Below are 18610 nucleotides of genomic sequence, written 5' to 3' on the forward strand. Positions count from 1 at the left end.
CGCCGTTCCGGTTGGGTCAGAGACCGAGCAGGGGCTCGAGCGGCCCCTTGAGCAGGCCGATCTGGAAGAAGCGCTCCAGCGCCAGATAGAAGGCCGCCGCCGTGCCGAAGGCCGTGGCGAGCGTCCGGATCCAGCCATAGCCGCCCTGGAACCGCATCGCGAAGACCAGGTACAGGATGGTCGCGACATACATGCCGAGCGTGACGCTGATCAGCACGAAGCCGATCAGCGGCAGCAGGAAGGCGGCGACACGGCGCGCCCGCGGCGGATCGAGGAAGGCGGCTTCGAGCGCCGCATGGCCGGCGACGCGCCTCGAGACCGTGGAGACGAGGGTGGCGAGGCTCGCCAGCGCGATCAGGCAGCCGATATAGAAGGGAAAGGCGCCGGGCTGCGGGCCCGAACTGTCCCAGCCGACGCCGAATTCCAGCGCGCCGTAGATGATGACGACGCCGAACAGCAGCGTCGCCAGGGCGGTGGCGGTCTCGGCCCAGAAGCGCGTGATCATCCGGCGTGTCCTTTCGTCGTCCCGGAGGCCCCGCCGCGCTTAAAGCGGTCGCGAGCGCCTGGGCGGTCTCGCCTGCGCGGGGACGGCGCCCCGCGCAGGCGAGCCGGTCTTACTTGACGATCCAGCCTTCGTTCTCGAAGACCTTGCGGTTGGCGGCCTCGTCCTTGGCGACGAAATCGGCCAGTTCCTTGCCTTTCAGGAAACGGCCCGTCTGCGCGGTGCGGGCCACGAATTCCTGCCATTCCGGCGACTGGCTGACCTTCTCCAGAACCCCTTCGTAGAACGCCACCGCATCGGCCGGCACATCGGCCGGCAGCCACACCGTGCGCGGCATCTGGAAGGTCTCGATCGGCAAGCCGGATTCCTTGCAGGTGGGGATATCGCCCCAGCCCTTGCCGTCGAAGACCGGCTCGCCCTTGGCCAGCCGCACCGGCGAGAACACGCAGAGCGGCTTCACCGCACCGGCCTTCCACTGGCCGATATTCTCGTTGGGATTGTTGACGTTGGAGTCGATATGCCCGCCGGCGAGCTGGACCGCGGCGGCACTGCCGCCCTGGAACGGCACATAGATCATCTTGGCGCCGGTGGCGTCCTGGATCATCGAGGTCAGCGTCTGGTCGGTGTCCTTCGACTGGCTGCCGCCCATCTTGAAGCCCATCGGCTTGGCCTTGACGGCGTCCAGATAGGATTTCGCGTCGGCATAGGGCGCGTCGCCCTTCACCCAGAGGATGAATTCGTCGAGCGCCAGGGCCGAGACCGGCGTCAGATCCGAGAGGCGATAGCCGAGCTTGGCGACCAGCGGCAGGAGATAGGCGTTGTTGGTGCCGAAGATCACGCGATGCGGGTCGCTCTTGCCGGCCTTGCCGTGCAGATAGCCTTCCGCGCCCGATCCGCCACCCTTGTTCACCACCACGATCGGCTGGTCGATCAGCTTGTTCTTGGTGATGATCGACTGGATCATCCGGGCGAAATTATCGGTGCCGCCACCGGCGCCCGACGTCACCACGAATTCCACCGGCTTGGTCGGCTGCCAGGCCTGCGCCGCGCCGGCGCCGGCCAGGATGAAGCAAGCGGCGAAGCCCGCGAGCCGTGTTGTCCTCATCATCGTCTGTCTCCCTTGGGTTTGCTGGTAAGGCGGCTCATTTCGCGGCCGCCTTGCTGGAAATCGTCTCAGGCGGCGGCTCTGCGCCCGCCCTTTCCGTCCTTCGCCATCTTGATGGCGAGCGCGAGCGCGGCGCGCGTCGCACCGAGATTGGCGATGCCCTTGCCGGCGATCTCATAGGCCGTGCCATGGGCGGGCGTGCAGATCGGGAAGGGGAAGCCGCCGATCAGCGTGACACCGCGGTCGAAGCCGATCAGCTTCATCGCGATCTGCCCCTGATCGTGATACATCGTCAGAACCGCGTCGAAATCGCCGTTCCTGGCGCGCAGGAACACGGTATCGGAGGGAAACGGCCCCTCCACCGTGAAGCCCCTGGCCTTGGCGGCCTTCACCGCGGGCTCGATCGTCTCGATCTCGTCGCGCCCGAAATTGCCGCCATCCCCGGCATGGGGGTTGATGCCGGCCACCGCGATGCGCGGCGGCTCGAAGCCGGCGGCGCGCAGATTGGCGTCCGCCAGGGTCAGCGCCCGCAGGATGCGCTCCTGCGTGATGTTGGCCGCGACCTCCGACAGCGGGATGTGCGAGGTGACGCGGGCGTTCCACAGCCGGTCGAGAATGTTGAACTCGCTGGCCGGCCCCTCGAAGCCGATGGCGTCGCGCACGAAGCGGATCTCGTCGTCATAGCCGGGATAGGCGAAGCGCATCGCCGCCTTGTTGAAGGGCGTGAAGAACACTGCATCGGCCTGGCCCGACGCCGCGAATTGCAGCGCGCGGCGGAAATTCTCGGTCGCCGCCTTGCCACCCGCCAGCGTGGCGACGCCGCGCTTCAGCTCCGCCGGATCATGATTGGCGAGGTCGATGAAGATCGGCTTCTCGCCGGCGGCCGGCAGCGGCGCACCCTCCGCGATCACCTGCACATCCGGATCGACCTTGGCGTCCGCGGCCCCGAGATCGAGCAGGCGCTTGTCGCCGAAGACGACATAGCGCGCGGCCGATCGCAGATCCGGCTCGACCAGGATCCGGGCCGCCAGTTCCGGACTGATGCCGGACGGGTCGCCCATCGCGACCGCGATCACCGGCAACGCGCCTTGCGCCTGGCTGTTCATCGGGCATCCTCCATCCAACGCTGCAGCAGAGCTAACACGCTGGCTTTCGAGCGGCAAGTATGCTGTATGCAGCATAATGATCGCGCCGTGGATCGGGCAGTCGCCGCCGGTTTGACAGCGCCGGGGCCACATGCCGTAAGGGTTCGCTGGACAGGAGGGGTGACGGCACCATGAGCGAGGCGATCGCAGAGTATCCGAGGATCATGCGGCGCACCCTTCACGACGAGGTGCTGGAGCGGCTCCGCGACATGATCATCGAGGGCCGGCTGGAGCCCGGCCAGCGCATCAACGAGGGCCAGCTCGGCGCACAGCTCGGCGTCTCCCGCACGCCGCTGCGCGAGGCGATCAAGACGCTGGCTAGCGAAGGTCTCGTCGAGATCCTGCCGGCCAAGGGCGCGATCGTCCGCAAATTCAGCGCCAAGGACCTCTACCAGATCCTCGAGGTGTTGAAGACGCTGGAGCAGCTGGCCGGCCGCATGGCCTGTGCCCAGGCGAGCGACGCGACGATCGAGGCGATCAACGCCCTCCACCAGCGCATGATCGCGCTCTACGAGACCCGCAACCGCCTCGAATACTTCAAGATCAACCAGGCGATCCACAGCGCCATCGTCGCCGCTTCCGACAATGCCGTGCTGATGGAGATGCACGGCACGCTGCAATCCCGCATCAAGCGCCTGCGCTTCATCGGCAATGAGGGCCCGGTCAAATGGGCCGGGGCCGTGGCGGAGCATGAGGAGATGATCGCGGCCCTGCTGAAGCGCGACGGCGCGGCGCTGGCCGAGGTGATCGGCCGCCATATGGACGCGACCTTGGTCCGGGTCCGCGAGGTCCTGTGAGCCGCGGCCGGATCCCGGCGCGGCAGGCCCGCTTGGATCATTGCATCACATAGCGTCCCGGCGCCGCCCCGAGATCATCGCCTTGCGTCAGCGCCGGCGGTCTCACCCTCCCGCTGCCATGACGCCGCAGCCAATCGACCCAGAGCGGCCACCACGAGCCCTCGTGATAGGTCGCGAGCTCCAGCCAGTGCCGGGGGCCGCGATGGCGGTCCTGCCGCCGGGCCGTCGCGCTGCGGTAATGCCGGTCCAGCCGGCTGGGCGGCGCGACGATCCCCTGATTATGCCCGCCATTGGTCAGCACGAAGGTGATCTCCGCATCGGTGAGGCCGTGCAGCTTGAACACCGAGCGCCAGGGCGCGACATGGTCCCATTCCGTGCCGACGGCGAAGATCGGCCGGCTGATGTCGTGCAGCGAGACCGGCCGCCCCTCGACCAGGAAGCGCCCCTCGGCGAGATCGTTGCGCAGATAGAGCGAGCGCAGATATTCGCTGTGCATCCGCCCCGGCATCCGCGTCGCGTCCTGCGACCAGGCGGCGATATCGGTGACCCGCTCGCGCTCGCCCAGGAGATAGGCGCGGATCATCCGCGACCAGATCAGGTCGTTCGAGCGCAGCAGATGGAACATGCCGGACATGCGCGCCCCCTCCAGCACCCCGCTTTCCGCCATCATGTCGTCGAGGATCGCGAGCTGGCTGTCGTCGACGAAGAGCTTGAGCTCGCCCGCTTCCGTGAAATCGGTCTGGGCGGCCAGGAAGGTCAGGGTCTCGATCCTGTCGTCGAGATCCCGTGCCATCGCCGCAGCGGTGATTGCGAGCAGCGTGCCGCCGATGCAATAGCCGACGAGATGGGCGCGGCGCGCCCCGCTGAGCCGCAGCGCGGTCGACAGCGCCGGCAGCACGCCCTGGCTGCGGTAATCGCCGAAGCTGACATCGCGGTCGCGCACATCCGGGTTCTTCCAGGAGATCATGAAGACGGTGAAGCCGGCATCGACCAGATGCTTCACCAGCGAGTTCTGCTGCTGCAGATCGAGGATGTAGTATTTCATGATCCAGGCCGGCACGATGACGATCGGCTCCGCCTCGACCTCCGCCGTCGTCGGCGCATAGTGGATGATCTCGGCCAGTTCGGTGCGATGCACCACCCGCCCCGGCGTCAGCGCGACCGTCTTCCCCGGCACATAGGCATCCGCACCGACCGGCTTCTCCCGCGCCATCAGCCGCTGCCAATCCTCGATCGCGAAGGCGGCCCCGCGCAGCAGGTTGAAGCCGCGCTCGCTCACGCTGCGTTCCAGCACCTCCGGATTGGTCGCGACGAAATTCGAGGGCGCGACCAGGTCGAGCGCCTGGCGGCCGACGAAGCGCAGCATGGCGAGGTGGTGGCCGCTCGCCCCATGGATGTCGTGGGTCGCCTCGTCCAGCATCCGCTCCGCCGCCAGCAGCGTCTCGGCATAGGCCGAAAACGGCCAGCGCTGCCATGATGCATGGCGGAAGCGCTTGTCTTGCGGCAGGCCGTGGTCGCCGGGCGTGGTGATCCCCTGCTGGCTCGCCGCGTGCAAGGCGAGCCGCGCCAGGCCGGACGCTTCGGCCGCCGCGGCGAGCCCGAGTTCGGCGAGCCGCGCCGGCGAGACCGAGAGATGGATCGCCCAGTCGAACCACGCCTCCGCCAGCCCCATCGGCGAGAACCCCGCCGAGAGCCGGCCGATGGCGGCGTGCAAGGCGCGATCCAGCTGCGGCTCCGGCGCGGGCTGCTCGTCCTCCGGAACGGGCACCGGCACGAGCGTCGCGGCAGGTGCTGACGGGGCAGGTGCTGATTGGGCAGGTGCTGGCGGGGGAGGTGCTGGCGCTGGCGCGGACGCGGGCGGGGACGCGGGCTCACGCGGCTCCAGGACGGGGATGGCGGCGGCGCGGAGGGGCTTGGTTTGGGACATGATACGAAAGTAACACCGTCGAAAACCGCTAGGTTTGACAGGGATCAATGCCCTGCGGGCGTGTGCCGCGCAGGCTGGCCGGACAGCGCAATTCAAGACGCTGCGGCACAGGAGGCCTTTGACCATGTCCACCACACGGCAGAACTCCCCCCGCGACACCTCCGGCAGCGCGCCGCTCGGCGGGCTGGACGGCATCGGCAAATCCCTTCAGGCGCAGTTCGCCACGGCGGCCGCCCTGCCCCATGCTTTGATCGAGGCGCAGCTCACCCTCGGCTCCGAGCTGATGAGCTTCATCGCACAGCGGATGAAGGCCCAGGCCGAACTCTTCGGCGCGCTCAGCCAGTGCCATGAGCTGTCCGAGGCCGTCGAGGCGCAGCGCAAGTTCAGCGAGCGCGTCGCCAGCGACTACAGCAATGAATTCGGCCAGCTGACCGAACTCATGCGCAAGGAAATGACGACCGTTCAGGGCGTTCTGGCGCAATCCGTGGAGGGCGCCAGCAAACTGGCCAAGGCGGCCGCTTGACCACCCCGGCGATCGCGCGGTCCGGCGCAGCCCGCGACGACGCGCGGCGCCGGCTCGGCTTCGATCGCTCCCTGCGGCGGGTCATCCTGCTCTTCCCGCTCTCGGGTCTCGCCGGCGGCGGCGTGCTGTTCGCCCTCGGCCACCCGGATTGGGCCGCGACCTCGTGGACGGCGACGACGCTGCCGGTCCTCGCCTTTCTCTGCATCGACATCGTCTCCAGCCTGAGGCGCGGCGAGATCGGCCTCGACATCGTGGCGGCGCTCTCGATGAGCGCCGCGCTGATCTTCGACGAGAGCCTGGCGGCGGCGGTCGTCGCCCTGATGTATGCCGGCGGGCAGCATCTCGAGGAATTCGCCGGGCGGCGTGCGCGCCGCGAGATGACGGCGCTGCTCGACCGCACGCCCCGCACCACGCTGCGCCACCAGCCGGAGGGGCTGCGCGAGATCGCGACAGAAGCCGTGCTGCCGGGCGACCGCCTGATGATAAGGCGCGGCGACGTCACCCCCGTCGACGGCATCGTGACATCGGGCGTGGCCGTGCTCGATCAATCGACCCTGACCGGCGAGGCCCTGCCCCGGCGCTTCGGCCCCGGCGCCGAGATCGCCAGCGGCGCAAGCAATCTCGGCGATGCTTTCGATCTCGTGGCAATGCGGCGCGCCGCGGACAGCGCCTATGCCGGCATCGTCAGGCTGGTCGACGAGGCCCAGCGGTCCAAGGCGCCGATGGCGCGGCTGGCGGACACCTACGCCATCGTCTTCCTGGCAGTGACCTTGGCGCTCGCGGGCGCCGCCTGGGCCGTGAGCGGCGACCCGATCCGCGCGGTCGCGGTGCTCGTCGTCGCCACCCCCTGCCCGCTCCTTCTGGCCGTGCCGATCGCCCTCGTCGCCGGCCTGTCGCGCGCCGCCAAACAGGGTGTGCTGATCAAGGGCGGGGGCGCGCTGGAGGCGCTGGCCCGGATCCGCGCCATCGTCTTCGACAAGACGGGAACGCTCACCGATGGCCGCCCGCAGATCGAAAAGGTGCTGGCCCAGCCCGGCTTCACCCCCGGGCTCGTCCTGGCGATGGCCGCCTCCCTCGACCAGGCCTCGCAGCATGTCGTGGCCCAGACCCTGGTGGCGGAGGCGCAGGGGCGCGGCATCACCCTCTCCATGCCGGAGGACACCGAGGAGACGCCGGGCGAGGGCCTGAGCGGTTCGGTGGCGGGACGCGCCGTCGTGGTCGGCAGCTATGATTTCGTGCTCAGCCATCTCGGCAGCTGCCGCTCCGCCCAGGCGCCGGCGGACAGCCCCGCGGGCGGGATGGTCGTGGCGGTGGCGATCGACGATCGCTATGCCGGCAGCATCCTCCTCTCGGACCGGTTGCGGGAGGGTACGGACAAGCTGCTCGCAAGCCTGCGCGATCAGGGCGTGCATCGCCTGGTGCTGGCGACGGGCGACCGCGAGGCCGTCGCGAGGGACATCGCCCAGGGCCTGGATATCGACCTCGTCCTCGCGGATCTGACCCCGGCGCGCAAGGTCGACCTGGTCAAGCAGGAGCGCCGCCACGGCCCGGTGATGATGGTCGGCGACGGCGTCAACGACGCGCCGGCGCTGGCGGCCGCCGATATCGGCATGGCCATGGGCGCGCGCGGCTCGGCCGCCTCGGCGGAAGCGGCCGATGTGGTGCTGCTGGTCGACAGGCTCGACCGCGTGGTCAACGCCCTCGCCATCGCCCGGCAGTCCCGCGCCATCGCGCTGCAGAGCGTCGTCGCGGGCATCCTGCTGTCGGTGATCGGCATGATCGCCGCGGCCTTCGGCCTGATCTCCCCGGTCCAGGGGGCGCTGCTGCAGGAGGTGATCGACGTCGCCGTCATCCTCAACGCTTTGCGGGCGCTGGGCGAGGCCTGACCGCTTGATGTCGCGCAAGGCCGCTCCCGCCGCCGGCATGCGACAGTCGCGCTTCACCGGATGATCCGCATGCGAGCCTTCTCACCCCCTTCCAATGGCGAGCCCGTGATCCGCATCCGCGGGCTGGAGGTCGGCTTCGGCGAGAAGCTCGTGCTCGACGGCCTCGACCTCGACCTCTATCGCGGCGAGATCCTCGGCGTCATCGGCGCCTCGGGCTCGGGAAAATCCGTGCTGGCGCGCACCCTGATCGGCCTGATCGGCAAGCGCGCCGGGCTGATCGAGGTGTTCGGCCAGGATGTCGACAATCTCTCGGCGGCCGAGCGCCGGCGCATGGAGCAACGCTGGGGCGTGATGTTCCAGCACGGCGCGCTGTTCTCGTCGCTGACCGTCGCCCAGAACATCCAGATGCCGATGCGCGAATGCCTGGATCTCTCGCCCGCGCTGCTGGACGAGCTCGCCATGCTGAAGATCGAGATGGTCGGCCTGCCCGCCGATGCCGCGACCAAATACCCCTCGGAACTCTCGGGCGGGATGACCAAGCGCGCCGCCATGGCGCGGGCGCTGGCGCTGGATCCGGAAATCCTCTTCCTCGACGAGCCCACCTCCGGCCTCGATCCGGTGTCGGCGGGGGAGATCGACACGCTGATCCTCACCCTGCGCGCCAGCCTCGGGCTGACGGTGATGATGATCACGCATGATCTCAACAGCCTGCACACCACCTGCGACCGGATCGCCGCCATCGCCGGCGGCAAGGTGGTGGTGGCGGGCCCGCCCGAGCTCCTGCTCGAGGCGGAGCACCCCTGGGTCAAATCTTATTTCCACGGCGAGCGCGGCCGCACCATCTTCGCCGACAGGCTGGCCGGCACGGGCTGAGAGCGCGCTACGCGACCCCGGGCGCGATCTGCCCGTCGACCACCGCGATGATCCTGTCGCAGCGCCGGGCCAGCGCCATGTTGTGGGTCACGATCAGGAAGCTCGTCCCGAACTGGCGGTTCTCGTCCCGCATCAGCTGGAAGGCGGTTTCGGCGGAGCGTGTATCGAGATTGCCGGTCGGCTCGTCGGCGAGCACGAGATCGGGCCGCATCGCCAGCGCCCGCGCGATCGCCACGCGCTGCTGCTGCCCGCCCGACATGTTGGTCGCCTTGTTGTCGGCGACATGGCTCAGCCCGACGCGTTCCAGCAATTCGGCCGAGCGCTGCTCCATCTCCGCGTCCCGCCGGCCCTTCGCCACCAGCATCGGCATCATCACGTTCTCCCGCGCCGTGAAGGCCGAGATCAGCAGATGCGACTGGAAGATGAAGCCGATGGTATGGCCGCGCAGATGCGTGATGCCGGCATCGTCGAGCGCGTCGATGTCGTGGCCGTTGATCGCGACGAGGCCGCTGGTCGGCCGGTCGAGCAGGCCGATGATGTTGAGCAGCGTGCTCTTCCCGGAACCGGACGGGCCGACCAGCGCCAGGAACTCCCCGGCCTCCAGCCGCAGATCGATGCCGTGCAGCACCTCCGTCTCCGCGGCGAGCCCGATCTGATAGGCCTTGCGGACCTGCTCCAGGCGGATGACCGGCTCAGCCACGGATCGCTTCCACGGGGTCGAGGCCGGCGGCGCGCAGAGCCGGGGCCATCGCCGCCAGCACCCCGGTCAGGGTCGCCAGCACGGCGGTGGCCAGGAACAGGCGGGGCTCGATGATCAGCGGAAAGATCTCGCTGCCATCCGCCTGCCGCGTCACCGAATGCCAATAGACCAGCGCCGAAGCGCCGAGGGTCGCGCCGATCATCGAGCCGAGAAAGCCCAGCAGCCCGCCCTGCAGCAGGAACAGCCTGAGCACCTGACCCCTGGTCGCGCCCATCGCACGCAGGATGCCGATATCGCGGGAGCGCTGGATCACCGAGACGATCAGCACGGCGGCGATGCCGAATGCCACCGACAGGCCGACGAAGACGCGGATCAGCGTGTTGGTGTTCTTCTGGGCCCGCACCGCCGTGAAGAACTGGGCGTTGGTCTTGATCCAGCTATCGGCCTGCACCCCGGTCGAGGCCTGGATCTGCTGGGCCGTCGCCTCCGCCGCATAGATGTCGCGCACGGCGAGATCGATGGTGGTGACGCCGCCGATCATGTTCAGCAGCGACTGCGCGGTGCGCAGCGCGACATAGGTATTGCGCTGGTTGACCGGCTTGTTGCCGAAATCGACGAGGCCGGTGATCGTCAGCACCCGGCTCGGCCCATTGGCGGCGCTGAGCACGATCTTGTCGCCGAGGCCGACGCCCAGATTCCGCGCCAGCTCGACGCCGATGATGATGTCGTCGCTCGACAGGCGCAGCCGTCCCGCCACCAGATAATCCGGCAGCTTGACGATCTGCAGATAGCTGTCGGGCTCGATCCCGGTGACGGTGACCGAGCGGCTGGCGCTGCCGCGGACCGCCAGGGCCGAGCCGGACGCCACCGGCGCGACCACCGTCACCTCCGGCATGGCCAGCATGCGGCGCTGGATGGTGCGCCACTGGTCGATGGAGAGGATGCGCTGGCTCGGGCGCTGGACGATCGCATCGGCGACGGTGCCGGGCTCGTCGCGCAGCGGCCGGGCGACCTGGTCGGGTGGCAGCAGCTGGATCTGCGGCTGCGAGGTCAGCACCCTCTTGATGAAATTCGCCTCCAGCCCGGCCAGCATCGCCGACATGAAGACGATGACGGCGACGCCGATCGTGATTCCGCCGATGATGAAGAGCGTCTGCAGCCGGCCTTCCCAGAGAAAGCGCAGCGCGCCGATCCAGACGAAGGACAGAAGCCGCGTCACGGCGGCACCGGGCGCAGCTTCTGTCCGGTTACGAGCCCGGCATTGACCGGGACCACCCGGTCTCCCTCGCGCAGCCCCTCGAGGATCTCGAACTGGGTGACGCCGCGCAGGCCGATCCGCACCGGCTGGCGATGGGCGCGGTCGTCGCGGACCAGCATCACCCAGGGCCGGCTCGCCGCATCATGCACGGCGCGCACCGGCAGGATCAGCGTATCGTCCCGCCGCGCCACCTCGATATCGACCGAGACGGTCATGTCCTGGCGCAGATAGGCCGGGGGATCGGGCACGACGAGCTTCATCTCGACGGCCGCGCGGGCGATGTCGATCCCGGGATTGATGTAGGAGACGACGGCCTGCATCCGCTCGTTGGGATAGGCATCGGCCGAGGCGAGCGCCGGCTGGCCGATCGACACCAGCCCGAGATTGCGCTCGTCGAGCTGGATCACGAGCTGGGTCTCGCCCTGCGGCGCCAGCACCAGCAGGGTCCGGCCCGGCTGCGCCACGGTGCCGCGCTCGACCTTGCGGGAGATCAGCACCCCGCTGCGCGGCGCCGCGATGACGGCATAGCCGAGCCGCGACTGCGCGCTCTGCCTCGCCGCCACGGCCTGGGCGAGCTGCGTCTGCGCCACGACATGGTCGACGCCCGACGGGCTCGAGGCGCGCACCTGCAGCTCGGCATGCCGGGCCAGCGTGCGCGCCACGTCGAGCGCCTTCACCGCCTCGTCGAGCGCCGCCTGCGTCGCCGCGCCGCTCCGCTGCAGGGCATCGAGCCGCTCATGCGAGCGTTCGGCGTTCAAGAGCACGGCGCGCGCCTGCGACAGCGTCTCGCGGGCGGCGGGCAGCGCCAGCTCCTCGATCTGCCGCAGCCTGGCCTGCGCCTGCTCGACCGCGCTCTCGGCCTGGCTCAGCGCGGCCGCGAGCTCGCGCGCTTCCAGCCGCACCAGCGGCTGGCCCTGGACCACCGCCTGCCCTTCCTCGACCAGCACATCCTCGACCGTGGCCGTGATCTGGCTGCCGATCTCGACCCGGAACGGCGTCTCGACATGGCCGCTGGCGACGAGCGTCTGGACGAGGTCGCCGCGCTTCACCACATCCACCGCCACGGAAGGCCCGGCCAGGCTCCGCATCGCCTGCCAGCCGGCGAGACCGGTCAGCGCCAGCGCCACCAGCACGAACCAGCGATAGGACCAGATTACGGCCAGCCGGCTGCGCGGGCCCGGCACGCCGGACCGGCCGGGCGGCTCCTTCCGGGCGCGCTGGACGGCGGGCGGTGTCAGCGGCACGAGATCGGTGGCATCCGCCCCGCGCGTCGCCTGCGTCGATGTAATGGCGTCGGTCATGGCTTCCGGGCACGCTGTCCTGCGCCATCATCGGGCCGGGCCGCCGGCAATGACTTGATCCAGCGCAAGCGGGGCCGGTTCAGAGCGCGACCGAATAGCGCGCCTGCGCCGCGGCGGAGCGGGCATCGAAGGCGGCGCTGACGACCCGCACCAGATGGCGGGCCTCCAGCGGGATGACGATGCGATGCCGGTCCCGCACCGCCAGCCCATCGGCCAATAGCGGCGCCAGCCGGCCGAGATCGGGTGTCAGCTCCGCCGCATCGACCCGGTGCGCCGCGCAGATCGCCTCGAGATCGACGGAGAGATCGCACATCAGCCGCTCGATGATCGCGGCCCGCAGCCTGTCGGCCCGGGTGATGACGACACCGCGCGCCGTCGGCAGATCCCCCGCCTCCAGAGCGCGTCGATAGGGGCCTACCGTCGCCTGGTTCTGCGCATAGCCCTGCGGGAAGCTGGAGATGGCGGAGGCTCCGATCCCGATCAGCGTCGACGCCTCGTCGGTGGTGTAGCCCTGGAAATTGCGGCGCAGCGCCCCGGCCTCAAGCTTCAGCGCCATCGCATCGTCCGGCCGGGCGAAATGATCCAGGCCGATCTGGACATAGCCGGCATCGCAGAGCACGGCGGCGGCAGCCTCGAACTGCGCCGCACGGCCGGCCGCATCCGGCATCGCATCCTCCGGCAGCACCGCCTGGTGGCGCTTCATCCACGGCACATGCGCATAGCCGAAGACCGCGACGCGGTCGGGCGACAATTCCAGCGCCTGTCGCGTGGAGTCCACCACATTGGCCACGGTCTGGTGCGGCAGCCCGTACATCAGGTCGAGATTGAGGGCCTCGATCCCCGCATGGCGCAGCCATTCGGTCAGGCGCTGCGTCAGCGCGAAGGATTGCAGCCGGTTCACCGTCTTCTGCACCAGCGGATCGAAGCTCTGCACGCCCAGGCTGGCCCGGGTGACCCCGCTATCCCCCAGCATCTCGACATGGGCCGGCGTCAGCGTGCGCGGATCGATCTCGACCGCGATCTCGGCATCGGCGTCGAAGGCGAAGTCCCGCCGCAGCCGCGCCACCAGCGCCTTGAAATCCGAGGGGGCGAGCATGGTCGGCGTGCCCCCGCCGAAATGCAGATGCGACACGCGCGGCCGCGCGGGCAGCAGCGAGGCCAGGCGATCGAGCTCGCGGTGCAGGAGCGCGACATAGGCAGCGACCGGACCATAGCCGCGGGCCACCGTGGTCTGGCAGCCGCAATACAGGCAGAGCTCGCTGCAGAACGGCACATGGGCGTAGAGCGACAGCGGCTGCGCGGGATCATGCGCCGCCAGCCATGCCGCATGCAGCTCCGGCCCGACCTCGTCGCCGAAATGCGGCGCCGTCGGATAGCTGGTGAAGCGCGGGACGCGGCGCGATTCATAGAGTGCGGTCGAGGCTGTGCTGCTCATCCCACCAGCATGGCGCAGGGCTCGCGCCGCGCTTTGATCTGGCGCAAACCTTGCCCGCCTAGCCGGTCGCGCGCCCGCGCATCGTGACCCGGTCGAGGGTGAATCCGGACTCCGCCATCACCTCGCGGTCCTGCTCCCAGACGGCCGAGGGCTGGAGGTCGAGCTGGATCGCCGGCAGTTCCAGCTCCAGCGCCAGCTTGTTGGCGAAGCTGACCAGCGAATCGATCAGCATCGTGCCCGGCAGCCGCGCGGCCGCGAGCTCCGTGACATGCAGCGTCGCCTCCCCGGCCAGCGAATGCACCACGGTGAAGGCGAACAGCCCATGCATGCAGCCACGGCTGTCCTTGAGCGCGATCAGGCCGCGCTCGCGGCTGGCGTGACGGCCATGGGCGCGCAGATAGCGCGCCCAGGCGGCGGGGCCGACATGGGGGTGGGACATCGCGACAAGGCTGTAGGCGATCTCCGCTTCCGCAGAGGTCACGCGCTGGGCCCTGAAAAATTCCGCTGTCACGTCGCTACAGGCCTCCGGGTCAGAGGCTATGGGGCGCCGTCGACAAGTTGCTTTGCATTGATTCAGATCAATGATGCGGCCCGCGTTCTGGACGTTGCTTCACCCCGGTGCCGGACATCGACACGCGCGCGCCAGATCGAGGTGATTTTCGTGGATTGCAACAGACCGAGCTGCACCACCGCCGCACATCCGGGCGAGCGCTGCATGTCCTGCAAGGTCAGGCTGGCGAGCGTCTGCGCCTCGCTCGCGCCTGACGAGCTGGCGCTGCTCGATTCCCTGGCGCATCCCACGAGCTTCGCCCCCAAGGAGACGATCTTCTCCCAGGGCGACACGGCCCAGACCGTCTACAACATCACCGACGGCATGGTGCGGCTCTACAAGCTGCTGCCCGATGGGCGCCGCCAGATCGTCGGCTTCGCCATGCCGGGGGATTTTCTCGGCCTCGCCATGCGGGACGCCTTCGGTTTCTCCGCCGATGCGATCACCCCCGTCACCGCCTGCTCCTTCTCGCGGGCGGCCTATTCCGCGCTGATCGACACCAAGCCGCATCTCCTGCGCCGGCTGCACGACTACGCCACCCATGAGCTGACGCTCGCCCAGGAGCAGATGATGCTGCTCGGCCGGCGCACCGCGGAGGAGCGGATCGTCTGCTTCCTGCTCGCCATGCGCGAGCGCTGGAGCAAGATCGGCCGCGATTCCGTGACCATCGAGCTGCCGATGAGCCGGCAGGACATGGCCGATTTCCTCGGCCTGACGATCGAGACCGTCAGCCGGACCCTGACCAGGCTCGCCAAGACCAAGACGATCCTGATCGTGCCGGACGGCGTGCGCCTGATGGATACGCAGCGCATGGCGAACATGGCCGCCGCCTGAGCCATACCTCCCAAAGCCGAACCTGCGCCACGGCGATTCCTGGCAGGCACGCCGCCTGAACGGCGCGATGCCGCGCGCGGCGGCGCTGCAGCACCGAACGTCCCCGCCGCGTTCGGCGCTGCAGCCCCCCGGCCTGAGATCACAATGCCAGCCTCCGCGCCCCCTCTACCTTGACCTGAATCAAGGCTGGGGGATGCCCGTGTCGGTAACCGTCCTGTTGAGCCGGGCGGATTGTGCGCCGCGGCAAACGATGAGGGACGACGCATGTCCGCGACGGGGTATCCGATCAGGCAGGCGACAACGGGCGAGATAGCCGGCATCCTGATCGCGGGGGCATCGATCCTCCCGCTCATCATGATCGCCGCGCTGACGACCGATCCGGGCTATGCATTCCATGTGAGCCTGGGTGTCGTGGCCGCAGCCATCACCATCTTCCTGATTGCCAACCGCTGCTTCAGCGGCCAGCCCGGCAACCCGCCGCAGGAAATCGACGGCAAGCCCAACTACAATATGGGCCCGGTCAAGTTCGGCACCGTCGCCGCCATGTTCTGGGGCATCGCCGGCTTCACCGTGGGGCTGGTGATCGCCCTGCAGCTGGCGTTCCCGGCGCTGAATTTCGACCTGCCCTGGACGAATTTCGGCCGGCTGCGGCCGCTGCACACCTCGGCGGTGATCTTCGCCTTCGGCGGCAACGTGCTGCTCGCGACCTCCTTCTACGTCGTGCAGCGCACCTCGCGGGCCCGGCTGGCGGGGGAGCTCGCCCCCTGGTTCGTCATCCTGGGCTACAACCTGTTCATCGTCATCGCCGGCACCGGCTATCTCCTGGGCATCACCCAGGGCAAGGAATACGCCGAGCCGGAATGGTATGCCGATCTCTGGCTGACCATCGTCTGGGTGGTCTACCTCCTGGTCTTCCTGCTGACGCTGGCCAAGCGCAAGGAACCCCACATCTATGTGGCGAACTGGTTCTATCTCGGCTTCATCCTGACCATCGCCGTCCTGCATATCGGCAACAACCTCAACGTCCCGGTCTCGATCTTCTCGCCGAAATCCTATGTGCTCTGGTCGGGCGTGCAGGATGCGATGTTCCAGTGGTGGTACGGCCATAACGCGGTCGGCTTCTTCCTCACCGCCGGCTTCCTCGCGATCATGTATTACTTCGTGCCGAAGCGGGCCGAGCGTCCGGTCTACAGCTACCGCCTGTCGATCATTCACTTCTGGGCGCTGATCTTCCTCTATATCTGGGCCGGCCCGCACCACCTGCACTACACCGCGCTGCCGGATTGGGCGCAGACGCTGGGCATGACCTTCTCGATCATGCTCTGGATGCCCTCCTGGGGCGGCATGATCAACGGGCTGATGACCCTGTCGGGCGCCTGGGACAAGCTGCGCACCGACCCGGTGCTGCGGATGATGGTGGTCTCGCTCGCCTTCTACGGCATGTCGACCTTCGAGGGTCCGCTGATGTCGATCAAGGCGGTGAACTCGCTGTCCCACTACACCGACTGGACGATCGGCCACGTCCATTCCGGCGCGCTCGGCTGGGTCGCCTACATCTCCTTCGGCGCCATCTACTGCCTCGTTCCCTGGCTGTGGAACCGCAAGGGACTGTATTCGCTCAAGCTGGTGAACTGGCACTTCTGGGTCTCGACGCTCGGCATCGTCCTCTACATCTCGGCGATGTGGGTCTCCGGCATCATGCAGGGCCTGATGTGGCGCGCCTACACCTCGCTGGGCTTCCTCGAATACTCCTTCATCGAAACGGTCGCGGCGATGAAGCCCTATTACGTGATCCGCGCCATGGGCGGCGGCCTCTTCCTCGCCGGCGCGCTGATCATGGTCTTCAATCTCTGGATGACGGTACGGCACGGGGCGGAGAGCGCCCCGGAGGCCGAGACCCAGCCGAAGCTGCAGCCGCAGCTCGTCCCCGCCGTCTGAGGAACGCGCACCATGTCGACAATCCAAACCTCCGCGCCGCAGCCGCGCAAGTCGCTCTGGTCCAAGCACAAGATCTTCGAGACCAACTCGATCATCCTGATCCTCGGCGTTCTGCTGGTGGTTTCGGTCGGCGGTCTCGTCGAGATCGCCCCGCTCTTCTACCTGAAGAACACCATCGAGAAGGTCACGGGCATGCGCCCCTATACCCCGCTCGAACTGGCGGGCCGGTCGATCTATGTCCGCGAGGGCTGCTACAACTGCCACAGCCAGATGATCCGGCCGCTGCGCGACGAGATCGAGCGCTACGGGCATTACTCGCTTGCCGCCGAGAGCATGTACGACAAGCCCTTCCAATGGGGCTCGAAGCGGACGGGTCCCGATCTCGCCCGCGTCGGCGGCAAGTATTCCGACGAATGGCAGCGCCAGCACCTCGCCCAGCCGCGCTCGCTGGTGCCGGATTCGATCATGCCGGGCTATCCCTTCCTGGCGAAGACCGAGCTGAAATTCGAGGATATCGACAGCCAGCTCAAGGCGAACCGTGTCGGCGGCGTGCCCTATACCGACGAGATGATCGCCCAGGCCAGGCGCGACCTCGTCGCCCAGGCGACGCCGGACGATCCCGGCCAGGCCGACCTCGAGAAGCGCTACCCCAAGGCCCAGTCGCGCGACTATGACGGCGACCCCAAGACCCTGACCGAGGCGGATGCGCTGATCGCCTATCTCCAGGTCCTGGGCACCCTGGTCGACTTCAAGCTCTACGACGACAAAGCCAATATCCGCTGAGCGAGGGCGCCATGGACACCACCTATCAATGGCTGGCGGGCTTCGCCCAATCGGCCGGACTTCTCTACTTCGTCGGCATTTTCCTGACCGTCTGCTGCTACGCCTTCTGGCCCGGCAATCGCGATCGTTTCGAAGAGGCCGCCCGTACTCCGCTGCAGGAGGACTGAGCGATGGACAGCAAGCACATCCAGGACGTCGACGCCGTCACCGGCATCAGCACCACCGGCCATGAATGGGACGGGATCAAGGAGCTGAACACGCCGCTGCCGCGCTGGTGGCTCAGCCTGTTCTACGTCACCATAGTCTGGTCCTTCGGCTACTGGATCGTCTACCCCGCCTGGCCGCTGGTCAGCGACGCGACCAGAGGCGTCATCGGCTATGCCTCGCGCCTCACCATCAAGGAGGATCTCGCGGCCCTGACCAAGCAGCGCGCCGCCCAGGCGAGCGGGCTGACCGACGCCACGCTGGAGCAGATCAAATCCGATCCCGCGATGTTCCGCATCGCCATGGCCCAGGGCAAGGCGGCCTTCGGCGATAATTGCGCGGCCTGCCACGGCGTCGGCGGCGGTGGCGCCAAGGGCTATCCCAACCTCAACGACGACGACTGGCTCTGGGGCGGCTCGCTGGACGCCATCCACACCACGCTCGAGAACGGCATCCGCGTCGCCGGCAACAACGACACCCGCATCAGCCAGATGCCGGCCTTCGGCCGCGACGGCGTGCTCAAGCGCGACGAGATCACCGCCGTCGCCAGCCATGTTCGCGGCCTGGCCGGGCTGTCGCAGGAGCCGAAGGCCGACAAGGCGCTCGGAGCCAAGCTGTTCCAGGAGAATTGCGCCGCCTGCCATGGCGATGGCGGCAAGGGCAACAAGGAGCTCGGCGCGCCGAACCTGACCGATGCGATCTCGCTCTACGGCATGGACATGGCCTCGCTCACCGAGACCATCGCCAACAGCCGCAACGGCGTGATGCCGGCCTGGGGCCAGCGCCTCGACCCGGTCACCATCAAGGCCCTGACCGTCTACGTCCACTCGCTGGGCGGAGGCCAGTAGC

General features: G+C 68.4%; 18 protein-coding genes. 9 read left to right on the forward strand and 9 right to left on the reverse strand.

The features are described from left to right. Positions 1–16 precede the first annotated feature (16 nt). The 3 genes from ASG72_RS06190 to ASG72_RS06200 form a co-directional block, all read right to left on the reverse strand. Positions 17–505 (reverse strand): tripartite tricarboxylate transporter TctB family protein, encoded by a 489-nt coding sequence (locus tag ASG72_RS06190; RefSeq protein WP_056710220.1) that lies wholly within the window; start codon positions 503–505, stop codon positions 17–19. A 109-nt stretch (positions 506–614) separates the two neighbouring features. Continuing rightward, on the reverse strand, positions 615–1610 hold the full coding sequence (locus ASG72_RS06195; RefSeq protein WP_056710222.1) for a tripartite tricarboxylate transporter substrate-binding protein: 996 nt from the start codon (positions 1608–1610) through the stop codon (positions 615–617). A 65-nt stretch (positions 1611–1675) separates the two neighbouring features. Beyond that, a complete protein-coding gene (locus ASG72_RS06200; RefSeq protein WP_056710223.1) occupies positions 1676–2713 on the reverse strand; it encodes a 4-hydroxythreonine-4-phosphate dehydrogenase PdxA in 1038 nt (345 codons plus the stop codon). A 170-nt stretch (positions 2714–2883) separates the two neighbouring features. On the opposite strand from ASG72_RS06200, the gene ASG72_RS06205 reads away from it, so the two are divergent. Further along, a complete protein-coding gene (locus ASG72_RS06205; protein WP_056710225.1) occupies positions 2884–3549 on the forward strand; it encodes a GntR family transcriptional regulator in 666 nt (221 codons plus the stop codon). A gap of 37 nt (positions 3550–3586) precedes the next feature. Here ASG72_RS06205 and ASG72_RS06210 read toward each other — a convergent pair whose 3' ends face one another. Beyond that, complete coding sequence (locus ASG72_RS06210; RefSeq protein WP_244488725.1) at positions 3587–5323, reverse strand: alpha/beta fold hydrolase; 1737 nt, start codon at positions 5321–5323, stop codon at positions 3587–3589. Between the two features lie 277 nt (positions 5324–5600). Between ASG72_RS06210 and ASG72_RS06215 the strand changes: the two genes are divergently transcribed. The 3 genes from ASG72_RS06215 (at position 5601) to ASG72_RS06225 (ending at position 8758) form a co-directional block, all read left to right on the forward strand. Next, positions 5601–5999: a hypothetical protein gene (locus ASG72_RS06215; protein WP_056710228.1), complete on the forward strand. Its 399-nt coding sequence runs from the start codon at positions 5601–5603 to the stop codon at positions 5997–5999. Then, positions 5996–7885: a heavy metal translocating P-type ATPase gene (locus tag ASG72_RS06220; protein ID WP_082540137.1), complete on the forward strand. Its 1890-nt coding sequence runs from the start codon at positions 5996–5998 to the stop codon at positions 7883–7885. Before ASG72_RS06215 ends, ASG72_RS06220 begins: the two co-directional genes overlap by 4 nt. Positions 7886–7954: 69 nt before the next feature. Then, complete coding sequence (locus tag ASG72_RS06225; protein ID WP_082540193.1) at positions 7955–8758, forward strand: ATP-binding cassette domain-containing protein; 804 nt, start codon at positions 7955–7957, stop codon at positions 8756–8758. Positions 8759–8765: 7 nt separating this feature from the next. Here the strand turns inward: ASG72_RS06225 and ASG72_RS06230 are convergent, their stop codons facing one another. The 5 genes from ASG72_RS06230 to ASG72_RS06250 form a co-directional block, all read right to left on the reverse strand. Then, complete coding sequence (locus tag ASG72_RS06230) at positions 8766–9458, reverse strand: ABC transporter ATP-binding protein (RefSeq protein WP_056710229.1); 693 nt, start codon at positions 9456–9458, stop codon at positions 8766–8768. Further along, a complete protein-coding gene (locus ASG72_RS06235) occupies positions 9451–10677 on the reverse strand; it encodes an ABC transporter permease (protein ID WP_056710231.1) in 1227 nt (408 codons plus the stop codon). The genes ASG72_RS06230 and ASG72_RS06235 overlap by 8 nt, the downstream gene beginning before the upstream one ends. Beyond that, entirely contained in the window at positions 10674–12017 is a 1344-nt protein-coding gene (locus ASG72_RS06240; protein WP_082540138.1) for an efflux RND transporter periplasmic adaptor subunit, read from the reverse strand. Before ASG72_RS06240 ends, ASG72_RS06235 begins: the two co-directional genes overlap by 4 nt. A gap of 79 nt (positions 12018–12096) precedes the next feature. After that, entirely contained in the window at positions 12097–13452 is a 1356-nt protein-coding gene (gene hemN / locus ASG72_RS06245) for an oxygen-independent coproporphyrinogen III oxidase (protein ID WP_056710233.1), read from the reverse strand. A gap of 58 nt (positions 13453–13510) precedes the next feature. Next, entirely contained in the window at positions 13511–13963 is a 453-nt protein-coding gene (locus ASG72_RS06250) for a hypothetical protein (RefSeq protein ID WP_162246200.1), read from the reverse strand. Between the two features lie 150 nt (positions 13964–14113). Between ASG72_RS06250 and ASG72_RS06255 the strand changes: the two genes are divergently transcribed. The 5 genes from ASG72_RS06255 (at position 14114) to ccoP (ending at position 18609) form a co-directional block, all read left to right on the forward strand. Then, positions 14114–14836, forward strand: coding sequence for a cyclic nucleotide-binding domain-containing protein (locus ASG72_RS06255; protein WP_244488726.1), 723 nt, complete (start codon positions 14114–14116; stop codon positions 14834–14836). Between the two features lie 354 nt (positions 14837–15190). Beyond that, positions 15191–16774: a cytochrome-c oxidase, cbb3-type subunit I gene (gene ccoN, locus ASG72_RS06260; protein ID WP_200939912.1), complete on the forward strand. Its 1584-nt coding sequence runs from the start codon at positions 15191–15193 to the stop codon at positions 16772–16774. A 12-nt stretch (positions 16775–16786) separates the two neighbouring features. Next, positions 16787–17557 carry a cytochrome-c oxidase, cbb3-type subunit II gene (gene ccoO, locus ASG72_RS06265; protein WP_056710239.1) on the forward strand — a complete coding sequence of 257 codons (771 nt, stop codon included), beginning with the start codon at positions 16787–16789 and terminating at the stop codon, positions 17555–17557. Between the two features lie 11 nt (positions 17558–17568). Next, complete coding sequence (locus tag ASG72_RS06270) at positions 17569–17724, forward strand: cbb3-type cytochrome c oxidase subunit 3 (RefSeq protein WP_056710240.1); 156 nt, start codon at positions 17569–17571, stop codon at positions 17722–17724. A 3-nt stretch (positions 17725–17727) separates the two neighbouring features. Beyond that, positions 17728–18609 (forward strand): cytochrome-c oxidase, cbb3-type subunit III, encoded by an 882-nt coding sequence (ccoP, locus tag ASG72_RS06275; RefSeq protein WP_056710242.1) that lies wholly within the window; start codon positions 17728–17730, stop codon positions 18607–18609. The last annotated feature ends 1 nt before the right edge of the window (position 18610 follow it).

Source organism: Allobosea sp. Leaf344, from assembly GCF_001426225.1.
In the GTDB taxonomy this organism is placed as follows: domain Bacteria; phylum Pseudomonadota; class Alphaproteobacteria; order Rhizobiales; family Beijerinckiaceae; genus Allobosea.